Annotated in this window: 9 protein-coding genes; 6 read left to right on the top strand and 3 right to left on the bottom strand. The window is 70.4% G+C overall.

The genetic code is table 11. From position 1 onward, the window contains the following. Positions 1 to 31: 31 nt before the first annotated feature. The 5 genes from mmsA (at position 32) to ACFU5F_RS19490 (ending at position 7,523) form a co-directional block, all read left to right on the top strand. Positions 32 to 1,582 carry a multiple monosaccharide ABC transporter ATP-binding protein gene (mmsA, locus tag ACFU5F_RS19470; protein WP_383888547.1) on the top strand — a complete coding sequence of 517 codons (1,551 nt, stop codon included), beginning with the start codon at positions 32 to 34 and terminating at the stop codon, positions 1,580 to 1,582. Then, the gene (mmsB, locus tag ACFU5F_RS19475; protein ID WP_383888550.1) at positions 1,579 to 2,823 is read left to right on the top strand and encodes a multiple monosaccharide ABC transporter permease; all 1,245 of its coding nucleotides are present in this window, start codon (positions 1,579 to 1,581) and stop codon (positions 2,821 to 2,823) included. The genes mmsA and mmsB overlap by 4 nt, the downstream gene beginning before the upstream one ends. Continuing rightward, the gene (locus ACFU5F_RS19480; RefSeq protein ID WP_383888553.1) at positions 2,792 to 3,937 is read left to right on the top strand and encodes an aldose epimerase family protein; all 1,146 of its coding nucleotides are present in this window, start codon (positions 2,792 to 2,794) and stop codon (positions 3,935 to 3,937) included. The genes mmsB and ACFU5F_RS19480 overlap by 32 nt, the downstream gene beginning before the upstream one ends. 206 nt (positions 3,938 to 4,143) lie before the next feature. Continuing rightward, complete coding sequence (locus ACFU5F_RS19485; protein WP_383888556.1) at positions 4,144 to 5,910, top strand: pyridoxal phosphate-dependent aminotransferase; 1,767 nt, start codon at positions 4,144 to 4,146, stop codon at positions 5,908 to 5,910. Between the two features lie 350 nt (positions 5,911 to 6,260). Continuing rightward, entirely contained in the window at positions 6,261 to 7,523 is a 1,263-nt protein-coding gene (locus tag ACFU5F_RS19490; protein WP_383888559.1) for an ABC transporter substrate-binding protein, read from the top strand. A gap of 23 nt (positions 7,524 to 7,546) precedes the next feature. Here ACFU5F_RS19490 and ACFU5F_RS19495 read toward each other — a convergent pair whose 3' ends face one another. Then, entirely contained in the window at positions 7,547 to 7,861 is a 315-nt protein-coding gene (locus tag ACFU5F_RS19495; protein WP_383888562.1) for a hypothetical protein, read from the bottom strand. Between the two features lie 366 nt (positions 7,862 to 8,227). Here ACFU5F_RS19495 and ACFU5F_RS19500 point away from each other — a divergent pair, with 366 nt between their 5' ends. Continuing rightward, the gene (locus tag ACFU5F_RS19500) at positions 8,228 to 8,746 is read left to right on the top strand and encodes an ATP-binding protein (RefSeq protein ID WP_383888565.1); all 519 of its coding nucleotides are present in this window, start codon (positions 8,228 to 8,230) and stop codon (positions 8,744 to 8,746) included. A 66-nt stretch (positions 8,747 to 8,812) separates the two neighbouring features. Here ACFU5F_RS19500 and ACFU5F_RS19505 read toward each other — a convergent pair whose 3' ends face one another. Both ACFU5F_RS19505 and ACFU5F_RS19510 read right to left on the bottom strand, forming a co-directional pair. After that, positions 8,813 to 9,271, bottom strand: a complete 459-nt coding sequence (locus tag ACFU5F_RS19505) for an RrF2 family transcriptional regulator (RefSeq protein ID WP_383888568.1) — start codon at positions 9,269 to 9,271, stop codon at positions 8,813 to 8,815. Positions 9,272 to 9,387: 116 nt separating this feature from the next. Further along, positions 9,388 to 10,902, bottom strand: coding sequence for an alpha-N-arabinofuranosidase (locus tag ACFU5F_RS19510; RefSeq protein ID WP_383888571.1), 1,515 nt, complete (start codon positions 10,900 to 10,902; stop codon positions 9,388 to 9,390). Between the last annotated feature and the right edge of the window lie 203 nt (positions 10,903 to 11,105).

Consider the following 11,105-nt stretch of genomic DNA (forward strand, 5'->3'; position numbering starts at 1 on the left):
CCCGACCGACCACTGATTGGAAGGCACGACCATGGCGGGACCCGTCCTGGAAATGCGCTCGATCGTCAAGACCTTTCCCGGCGTCAAAGCGCTGTCGGACGTCACACTGACCGTCCAGCAGGGCGAGGTCCATGCCATCTGCGGCGAGAACGGCGCCGGCAAGTCGACCCTCATGAAGGTCCTCTCCGGCGTCCACCCGCACGGCAGCTACGAGGGCGACATCCTCTTCGAGGGTGAGCCCTGCGAGTTCAAGGACATCAGGGCCAGCGAGCAGCGCGGCATCGTCATCATCCACCAGGAGCTGGCGCTGTCGCCGTACCTCTCCCTCGCGGAGAACATCTTCCTCGGCAACGAGCACGCCAAGGGCGGGTTCATCGACTGGCGGGAGACGCTGCGGCACGGCACCGAACTGCTGCGCAGGGTGGGGCTCTCCGACCACCCGGACACCCGCGTCGCCGACATCGGCGTGGGCAAGCAGCAGCTCGTGGAGATCGCCAAGGCGCTCTCCAAGAAGGTGAAGCTCCTCATCCTGGACGAGCCGACGGCCGCCCTGAACGACGAGGACAGCGACAAACTCCTGGATCTCATCCTGGAGTTGAAGAAGCAGGGCATCACCTCGATCATCATCTCCCACAAGCTGAACGAGATCCGCAAGGTCGCCGACTCGGTGACGATCATCCGCGACGGCCAGACCATCGAGACCCTCGACGTGAAGGCCGCGGAGACCACCGAGGACCGGATCATCAGCGGCATGGTGGGGCGCGACCTGGAGCACCGCTTCCCGGAGCGCACCCCGCACGAGCCGGAGCAGGGCGCCTCGCCCGCTCTGGAGATCCGCAACTGGACCGTGCACCACCCGATCGACCAGCAGCGCAAGGTCGTCGACGACGTGTCCATCCAGGTGCGGCGCGGTGAGATCGTCGGTATCGCCGGCCTCATGGGCGCGGGCCGTACCGAACTGGCGATGAGTGTCTTCGGCCGCACCTACGGCCGCCACAGCGGCGGCACGGTCCTCAAGGACGGCAAGCCGATCCGTACCCGGACCGTCCCCGAGGCGGTCGACAACGGCATCGCCTACGTCACCGAGGACCGCAAGCACTACGGCCTCAACCTCATCGACACCATCAACCGCAACATCTCGCTCAGTGCGCTGGGCAAGGTCGCCAAGGCCGGCGTGGTCGACGAGCACGAGGAGCGGAAGGTCGCCGAGCGCTTCCGCACCTCCATGAACATCAAGGCGCCGACCGTCTTCGAACCGGTGGGCAAGCTCTCCGGCGGCAACCAGCAGAAGGTCGTCCTCAGCAAGTGGATCTTCGCGGGTCCCGATGTGCTGATCCTGGACGAGCCGACCCGCGGGATCGACGTGGGCGCCAAGTACGAGATCTACACGGTCATCGACAAGCTGGCGGCCGAGGGCAAGGCGGTCGTCTTCATCTCCTCCGAGCTGCCGGAACTGCTCGGAATGTGCGACCGCATCTACACGATGGCCGCAGGACGGCTGACGGGTGAGTTCTCGCGTGCCGAGGCCACGCAGGAATCGCTGATGCGTCAGATGACGAAGGACAAAGAGGTAACCCGATGAGCACGGATGTGACCGCCAAGAGCCCGGCCCCCGCGCCGCCCGGCAGAAGCGGGACGGCGGCGGGCGGCGGCCTGCTCCAGCTGGTACTGGACGGCATGCGCCGCAACATGCGGCAGTACGGCATGCTGATCGCCCTCGGCCTGATCGTGGCGCTGTTCGCCGTGTGGACCGACGGCGACCTGCTGCTGCCGCGCAACGTGTCGAACCTGGTGCTGCAGAACAGCTACATCCTGATCCTCGCGATCGGCATGATGCTGGTCATCATCGCGGGCCACATCGACCTGTCCGTGGGCTCCCTGACCGCGTTCATCGGCTCGATGGCGGCCGTGTTCATGGTCGACAACGACCTGCCGTGGCCGCTGGCCGTGCTGCTGTGTCTGGCCGTGGGCGCCGCGGCGGGTGCCGCGCAGGGCTTCTTCATCGCGTATCTCGGCATACCGTCGTTCATCGTGACCCTCGCGGGCATGCTCGTCTTCCGCGGTCTCACCGAGATCTTCCTCAAGGGACAGACCCTCGGCCCGTTCCCGGAGGGCCTGCAGAAGGTCGCCAACGGCTTCCTCCCCGAGGTCGGCCCGGAGACCAACTACCACAACCTGACGCTGCTGCTGGGCTTCGCCGTCATCGCCTTCGTGGTCCTCCAGGAGTTCCGCGACCGGCGCCGGCAGCAGGAGTTCGCGCTCGACGTGCCGCCGATGAACCTGTTCGTCCTCAAGCTCGTCGCGATCTCCGCGGCCCTGCTCACCGTCACCATGCTGCTCGCCAGCTACAAGGGCGCCCCGATCGTCCTGCTGATCCTCGGCGCGCTGGTCGTCGGCTTCGGTTACGTGATGCGCAACGCGATCATCGGCCGTCACATCTACGCCATCGGCGGCAACCTGCCCGCCGCCAAGCTGTCCGGTGTGAAGGACAAGAAGGTCACCTTCCTGATCTTCCTGAACATGGGCATGATGGCCGCGCTGGCCGGTCTGGTCTTCGCCGCCCGCTTCAACGCGGCGTCCCCGAAGGCGGGCCTCAACTTCGAGCTGGAGGCCATCGCGGCCTCGTTCATCGGCGGCGCGTCGATGAGCGGCGGCGTCGGCACCGTCCTCGGTGCGATCATCGGTGGTGTCGTCCTCGGTGTCCTCAACAACGGTATGAACCTCGTCGGCATCGGCACCGACTGGCAGCAGGTCATCAAGGGCCTCGTCCTGCTGGCGGCCGTCGGCTTCGATGTGTGGAACAAGCGCAAGGGCGGCAACTGACCGCACCGCAAGGGGGCCTCGCCGAAGCGGCGGGGCCCCTTTCCCATGGGAGAAAGGCGGGACGTCACCCGTGAAGGAACTCTTCGGCAAGCTCTCCGACGGCACCGAGATCCACCGCTGGTCGCTGGAGAACGGCGGCACCCGGCTGAAGGTCCTGTCGTACGGCGGGATCGTGCAGTCGTTGGAGACCCCGGACCGCGACGGCCGGTACGCGAACATCTCCCTGAACCTCGGCACCGTGGAGGACTACGCCGCCGGGTCGCCCTACTTCGGCGCACTGATCGGCCGGTACGGCAACCGGATCGGCGCGGGCCGCTTCACGCTGGACGGCGAGACGTACGAACTCCCCGCGAACGACGGCGAGAACAGTCTGCACGGCGGGACGGACGGCTTCGACCGGGCCGTGTGGGACGTCGAGCCGTTCACGGACGGCACCGACGTGGGGCTGCGCCTGACCCGCACGAGCGCCGACGGCGAGATGGGCTACCCGGGCACCCTCGACGTGAAGGTGACCTACACCCTCACCGAGCGGGGCGAGTGGCGGATCGACTACGAGGCCACCACCGACCGGACCACGGTCGTCAACCTCACGAACCACGTCTACTGGAACCTCGCGGGCGAGGGCAGCGGCTCGGTCCTCGACCACGAGCTGACGATCGCCGCCGCCCACTACACCCCGGTCGGCCCCGGGCTGATCCCCACCGGCGAACCGGCCCCGGTCGCGGGCACCCCCTTCGACTTCCGCACGGGCAAGGCGGTCGGCGACGACCTCCGCGAGGCCGATCCGCAGCTGCTCCACGCCAAGGGGTTCGACCACAACTGGGTCCTGGACAAAGGGGTCACCACCGAGCCGCAGTGGGCCGCCACCCTCACGGACCCGGCGTCCGGCCGCACCCTGCGGATCTCGACGACCGAACCGGGGCTGCAGTTCTACTCCGGGAACTTCCTGGACGGCACGCTCGTGGGAGGCTCCGGGAGGATCTACCGGCAGGGGGACGCCCTGTGTCTGGAGACCCAGCACTTCCCCGACTCGCCCAACCAGCCGTCGTACCCGTCGACGGTGCTGCGCCCCGGGGAGACCTACCGGTCCACGACCGTCCACGCGTTCGGCTGACGGCGGTCCGCCCGCCGAGGGCCCGCCTGCCGACGACCCCGCCACGATTCTTCACAGACACCTCACATATTCTTACCGAGATCTCGGCGGCTGAACGCAGCCGTCCCGGCCTCCGTATGTAGGGGCGGCCCGTGCTCCCCCGCACGGGCCGCCCTTAGTCGTCGGGCCCGGTCGTCCCCAACGGGCCCGCCCCCTACGGAGGTTCCATGTCCGACAACGTCACGTCGTTGTTCCGCAGCACCGCGGCGCACAGCCCCTCGATGGCTGCGCTGACGCGTGAGGGCGGCGACGGGACGGGGCCGGTGGACTTCTGTATCCCGTGCAACCCCTACTTCCCCACTCCCGCCATGTTCGACGACATGGCGGGCAGGCTGCGCGACATCATCACGTACTACCCGAGCAGCGCCGACACCATCACGGCCGAGCTGTGCAACCTGCTCCAACTCCCGCCGCAGTGCGTGGCGATGGGCAACGGTTCGACCGAACTCATCACCTGGCTCGACCATCTGATGGTCCGTGAGTCCCTCGCCGTCCCCGTCCCCACCTTCGGCCGCTGGACCGACCAGCCGATGGAGACCGGCAAGCGGGTCGACATGTTCCCGCTGCAGGAGTCCAGCGGCTTCGCCCTGGACCTCGCGCAGTACGCCGAGTTCATCCGGGCCCGCGGCACCCGGGTCGCCGTCATCTGCAACCCGAACAACCCCGACGGCGGTTTCCTGCACCGGCACGCGCTGGTGCAGTTCATGGACGCGATGGCCGACCTCGACCTGATCGTCATCGACGAGTCGTTCCTGGAGTTCGCCGACGCCGAGAACGAGCCGTCCACGGTCCAGGACGCGGTCATGCGGCCCAACGTGGTCGTGCTGCGCAGCCTCGGCAAGAACTTCGGCCTGCACGGCATCCGCTTCGGCTACCTGGTCGCCAACCCGGCACTCGCCGGCAAGGTCCGCTCGATGCTGCCGAAGTGGAACCTCAACTCCTTCGCCGAGCACGTGGTGTTCATGCTGAAGAACCACGGTGCCGAGTACATGGAGAGCCTGCACCAGGTCCGCCGCGACCGGCTGGACATGGCCCGCCAGCTCTCCGCCCTCCCCGGGCTGACGGTCTACCCGTCGCAGGGGAACTTCCTCTTCGTGCGCCTGCCCGTGGGCGCCGAGGGCACCGTGGTCCGCGACCGGCTCCTCACCGAGCACCGGATCCTGGTCCGCGAGTGCGGCAACAAGGTCGGCTCGTCCAGTCGCTTCCTGCGACTCGTGGTCCGGCCCCAGGTGGACGTGCGTCGCCTGGTGTCCGGCCTGGAGTCGGTTCTCTACGGGTCCAGGAGGGGAGCCGCCGTACCCGAGCTGGGCACCGGGACCAGCTACAGCTCGGGTACGGCGGCCGTGGACCGGCTGATGAGCGAGACGAACGGCACTGGCATGCACAACCTCGCCGCGCAGGCCATGAGCATGCCGGCCCCGGCGCCCGCGTCCTCCATGCAGTTCGCCTCCCCCGCGCCGGCGCCGGCGCCGGCGCCAGCGCCCGCTCCCGCTCCCGCCCCGACGCCCGTTCCCGCCGCCGCGTCCATGCAGTTCGCCGCCCCCGCTCCGGCTCCCGCTCCCGCTCCGGCTCCCGCCGCGCCGATGCAGTTCCCGGCCCCGGCGCCCGCTCCGGCCCCGATGCCGATGCCGGTTCCCGCTCAGGCCCCGATGCCCGCCGCCCCGGCCGCCGCCATGCCGGTCCCGGGTCTGCAGCCCGTCGCCCAGACCGGCATGCCCGGTCTGCAGCCCGTCGCCCAGACCGGCATGCCCGGTCTGCAGCCCGTCGCCCAGACGGGGATGCCCGGCCTCGCGACCGCCGCCCAGAACCGCCGCACCATGGGCGCGGCCCAGGGCCTCACCGCCGCCCAGGTACGCGGCCGCACCCAGCCGGAGCCCCTGGAGGAGCCCCAGGGGTGGCCCGCGGCCGGCGCGGTCTACAACCAGGTGGGGTGAGCCGGACCACCCCCTGACGGACCCCACCTGACAGACCCCATGGGGCGACGCCCCCGACAGAGCCCGTAGTGGGCCTGTCGGGGGCGTCGCCCTGTCGGGGGGATGGTGACGGTGCGGCCGGTCGGCTGAACGACGGGGATGCCGGTTCCGTACTTCCTGTCGGCGGTGCCGCGTCACGGTCACGACGCCCGGTCGCGTCGCCGGTCATGACGCCACTCCGTCACGCCGTCGGAACCGGAACGCAACACCCGCGGTGCCCTGCGCACCGGTGCGCACCCTACGATCAAGCCCCGTCGCAACTCCGTACCCGCCTGTCCCGGGTGCGGCCGAGAGCTGGAGGTGGGTGGACCGTGCGCCACAACGCCCGGACGATCGTGGCGGTCACGACCGCGCTGGGGCTGGCGGCCGTGCTGTCCGGCTGCGGCGGCGGCGCGGACGCCGAGTCGAGGACGGTCTCCCTGACCGTCGTCGCGACCAACTACGGCGACAGCGTGCGCAAGAACTCCGAGGGCTACTGGGACCGGGTCACCCTGGCGTTCGGCGCCGAACACCCCGGCATCGACGTGGACGTGCGGGTCTACGGCCCGGACGAGGTCGAGGAGAAGGTCGCGAAGCTGGTCAAGCGGGGCGAGGCGCCCGACATCGTGCAGACGGACAGCTACTCCGAGTACGCCGCGCGGGACCTGCTCTACAGCGCGGACGAGGTGCTGTCGGTCCAGGCCCAGGCCTCGTTCGTCCGCAGCCTCGCGAACGCCGGGGAGATGGACCGGGCGCAGTACGGACTGCCGTTCACCGCGAGCACCCGCCTGCTCTACTACAACAAGGACCTGTTCGCGCGGGCGGGCCTGAAGCCGCCGAAGACCTGGGACCAACTCCAGTCGGCGGCACAGGTGTTGAAGGCGCAAGGGGTGAAGTACCCGATCGCCGTACCGCTCGGACCGGAGGAGGCGGAGGCCGAGACCCTGATGTGGCTGCTGGCCGGTGACGGCGGCTACACCGACTCCACGAACCGCTACGACATCGCCTCCCCCGCCAATGTGGCGACGCTGACCTGGCTGAAGGAGAACCTGGTCGGCGAGGGCCTCACCGGCCCGGTCGCGCCCGGCGAACTGAACCGCGGCGAGGCCGTCGACGCCTTCCTCACCGGTGACGCCGCCATGGTCAACGCTCCGCTGTCACTGATCCGCCAGATCGCGGACTCCTCCGACTCCGTGCCCTACGGCGCGGTGCCGCTGCCGAGCCGCGACGGCAAGGAGACCCCCACGATGGGCACCGCGGACTGGGTCGTCGCCTTCCGCAACGACGACCACCGCGCCGCCATCGGGAAGTTCCTCGACTTCCTCTACACCGACAAGTACGTGACCGAGCAGGCCGCCCAGTACGAACTGCTCCCCGTCACCACCTCCGCCGCCGACGCGATGCGCGCGGACAAGGCCCACCGGGCTCTGTGGAGCGGCCTCGACACCCTCCAGAACCTCCGCCTCTACCCCGTCGCGGAGACGAACTGGTCCGAGGTCGCCGCGACCGTCCGCAAGCGCATCGGCGGAGCCGTGACGCCCGACGGGAACCCGCGGGAGGTGCTGGAGTCGATCGCGCGGGTGACGCAGAAGTAGCAGCGGGCGGTGGACGGCGGAGGTCAGGGGCCCGTGGGCGCGGAACCGGCCCGGTCGGCGCGGGCGTCACCGGCGGCGCCGCGGCGATCGGGGACCTCGCAGAGGCAGGGAGGGTTGGACACGTCCGGGCGCTCGGGGTGATCCGGCGGCGCCAGCAGGTGCGTCGCCATCCCCGCCGTGACCAGGCCGGACGCAAGGAGCAGGCCCTGCGGCAGCACCATGCCCATGACCAGCATCACCAGCGAGCCGGCCAGGAGGGCCCAGGCACGGCCGCGCCGCCGCCGGTACGCGCGCGGCGGTTCGGTGTCGGGCTGGGTCATGGATCCGGGCTGGGTCATGGATCCGGGCTGGGTCAGGGCTCCTCCCTTGCGGACCGGTGAGCGGGTGGTACGGCCACGGTCACACGCGGCCTCCCGGTGTCACCATCGGGCCTGGCACCCATTTCCCTGCGGATCGGGACCCACGGCCGACCGGGCGCATGGGCATCGGTACCGAGGACACCGGCGCGCCGACGCCGCGGGCCGGCCCCGGCCGATCGAGGAACGCAAACCGATCAGCCGAGGTCGGGCGGAACCAATCACGATCCGGTCGAATACGCACGGTTTTGACCAGGCACGATGCCCTCTCGGTCTCCTGGGTACACATCGAACGAGCGCGACTAGCGTGGGCAGGGTGCGGCAGTTCACCTTTGACGCCCAACACCCGTGCTCGTACCCATCGAGTCCCATCGAGAGGAGGCGGCCGTGATGCCGGGCGGGGAGACGGACAGCGGTACAGGAACGATCGGCGGCCCGGGCCGCGAGGCCCCCGGCCGCGCCACGACGGCGTCGCCCGGGACGGTCCTGCTGCAACGGCACTTCACGGGCGAGAACCTGCCCCAGGTACGCGCCCAGGTGGAGGACACGGCCGCGGCGGCGGGCCTCGGCGGCGTCCGCCTCGGCGAGTTCACCCTCGCGGTCAGCGAGATCGCCACCAACGCGGTCGAGCACGCCGGCGGTCAGGGCCGCCTCGAACTGCGCCGCCTCCCCCACGAACTGGAGTGCCGCATCACCGACAGCGGCCCCGGCTTCACTCCCGCCATCCCCGAACTCCTCCCCGGTCTCACGGGCACCTGCCCCGGGCGCGGCCTCTGGCTCGCCCACCTGGTCACGGACCGCCTGACGGTGCGGACGGCCCGCAGGGGCGCGGGGGCCGAGGTGACGCTGGCGATGCGGCTGGCGTGAGGGCGCGGGCCGCCACCGGGAGATCTGCCCGGCGGTCGGGGGCCGCCCCGGCACGGCGACGCGCGGTCACGGGTTCTCCCAGGCCGCCGGCTCCGCCGCCAGGCCCTTCACCGGCTCGGGGAGGGCCCCGGCCGCGATGTCGGCCACCGTGACGCCCTCCAGGATGCGGCGGACGTTGGCCCGCAGGGCGATCCACAGCGGCAGCAGCGGTTCGGCGGAACCGGTGTAGGTGAGGCCGGTGGGGCGTTCGCCGCGCACCGACACGATCGGGCCGTCGACGGCGCGGATCACGTCGGCGACGGTGATGGCGGCGGGCTCGCGTGCCAGCAGGTACCCGCCGCTGCCGCCTCGCCTGCTGGTGACCAGGCCGCCCCGGCGCAGGTCGCCGAGGATGCCCTCCAGGAACTTGTGCGGAATCTCCTGGACGGTCGCGATGACTTCCGCCTTCACCGGGCCGCCGTCCTGCCGTACGGCGACTTCCAGTACCGCGCGTACGGCGTAGTCCGCCCGTGCCGAGATCCTCATGGCCCCCATTGTCGGCCACGCCGGACGCCCGGCCGACCCACGCCCCGAAGGGGCGCGGGGAACTGCGCGAGCACCCACGAACCGGCCGCACCCGGCAGCGGACAGCCGCCGCGCTCTCAGCCGAGCCGGATCACATTCCACGACAGCGGCTCGAGAACCACGCTCAGCACACCCTCCCGAAGCACCGCTCCATCCACCACCCGCGGAGCGACCCGCTCGGGCTCCGCCAACGTGTTCCGCGCGTCCGGATCCGCGTCGGCCAGCACGCTGTGCTCGACGACCCGGCTCAACCCCATCCCGTTCAGGGCGACTTCCAGCGGCAGCGCCGCCGTACGGCCCCGGTTGACCGCGAACACGGTCACCGATCCGTCCTCGGCCCGCACCGCCGTGGCGTGCAGCAGATCCGTCTCGCCGTACTTCTTCGTCCCGTACGTCGGCGAGTCCACCCGGACGTCGAGCACCTCGCCCCGCCCGTACCGCGCGGCCTGCGCGAACGGGAAGAACGTCGTCTGCCGCCAGGCCGGGCCGCCCGGCTCGGTCATGATCGGGGCGATCACGTTGACGAGCTGCGCGAGGCAGGCGACGGTGACGCGGTCGGCGTGCCGGAGGAGGGCGATGAGGAGCGAGCCGAAGACGACGGCGTCGGTGACGCTGTAGTTGTCCTCCAGCAGGCGGGGGGCCTCCGCCCAGTCCCGGGTGCCGGAGTCCTCGATCTCGTGCCACTTCGAGATGTACCAGACGTTCCACTCGTCGAAGGAGAGGTTGATCTTCTTCTTGGACTTGAGCTTCGCGCCCACGTGGTCGGCGGTGGCGACCACGTTCTCGATGAAGGACTCCATGTCGACGGCGGAGGCGAGGAAGGAGTCGATGTCACCGTCCTCGGGCTGGTAGTAGGCGTGCAGGGAGATGTAGTCGACGAGGTCGTACGTCTCCTCCAGGACCGTCGCCTCCCACGCGGCGAACGTCGGCATGGACTGGCTGGAGGAGCCGCAGGCGACGAGTTCGACGTCCGGGTCGATCTGGCGCATCGCGCGGGCGGTCTCGGCGGCGACACGGCCGTACTCGGTCGCCGTCTTGTGGCCGGTCTGCCAGGGCCCGTCCATCTCGTTGCCGAGACACCAGAGTGTGATGCCGAAGGGGTCCTTGTCGCCGTGCGCGACGCGGAGGTCGGACAGGGCGGTGCCGGCGGGGTGGTTGGCGTACTCCTGGAGTTCCAGGGCCTCGGCGACGCCCCGGGTGCCGAGGTTGAGGGCCATCATCGGTTCGGCCTGGGGGCCGACCTTCTTCAGGAAGGCGATGTACTCGGAGAGGCCGAAGCGGTTGGTCTCGGTGGAGCGCCAGGCGAGGTCGAGGCGGCGGGGGCGGTCCTCGGCGGGGCCGACGGAGTCCTCCCACTTGTAGCCGGAGACGAAGTTGCCGCCGGGGTAGCGGATCGTGGTGACGCCCAGCTCCCGGACCAGGTCCAGGACGTCGGTGCGCAGGCCCGCCTCGTCCGCGGTGGCGTGGTCCGGTTCGAAGATGCCGGTGTAGACGCAGCGGCCGAGGTGCTCGACGAAGGAGCCGAAGAGGCGGGGGTCGACCTGGCCGACCTTGAACGCGGGGTCGAGGGTGAAGCGGGCGGTGCGGGTCATTCGGGGCGACCCCTTCGCTGTTCGGTATTGCGGATGGTGATCGTTGAGCCGAACGGGACGCTATGGTCGAAGCCGGGGCGAGTCAATGGGGTACAGGGGCGGTGGCGGCCGCCTCGTCGTCCGCCGGGTGCCGGCACCGGGCGGCGCAACCATCGTTGGTCGAAATTCAACGATCGTTGGATTCCCGTGGTCCCGTCGTCCGC

Source organism: Streptomyces sp. NPDC057438 (genome assembly GCF_042802995.1).
GTDB lineage: Bacteria > Actinomycetota > Actinomycetes > Streptomycetales > Streptomycetaceae > Streptomyces.

What these genes read in the sequence shown, in the direction of transcription:
- ACFU5F_RS19495 (WP_383888562.1), bottom strand. Translation starts at nt 7,861, where the DNA reads ATGACCCAGCCCGGATCCATGACCCAGCCCGACACCGAACCGCCGCGC.
- mmsA (WP_383888547.1), top strand. Translation starts at nt 32, where the DNA reads ATGGCGGGACCCGTCCTGGAAATGCGCTCGATCGTCAAGACCTTTCCC.
- mmsB (WP_383888550.1), top strand. Translation starts at nt 1,579, where the DNA reads ATGAGCACGGATGTGACCGCCAAGAGCCCGGCCCCCGCGCCGCCCGGC.
- ACFU5F_RS19480 (WP_383888553.1), top strand. Translation starts at nt 2,792, where the DNA reads ATGTGTGGAACAAGCGCAAGGGCGGCAACTGACCGCACCGCAAGGGGG.
- ACFU5F_RS19510 (WP_383888571.1), bottom strand. Translation starts at nt 10,902, where the DNA reads ATGACCCGCACCGCCCGCTTCACCCTCGACCCCGCGTTCAAGGTCGGC.
- ACFU5F_RS19505 (WP_383888568.1), bottom strand. Translation starts at nt 9,271, where the DNA reads ATGAGGATCTCGGCACGGGCGGACTACGCCGTACGCGCGGTACTGGAA.
- ACFU5F_RS19485 (WP_383888556.1), top strand. Translation starts at nt 4,144, where the DNA reads ATGTCCGACAACGTCACGTCGTTGTTCCGCAGCACCGCGGCGCACAGC.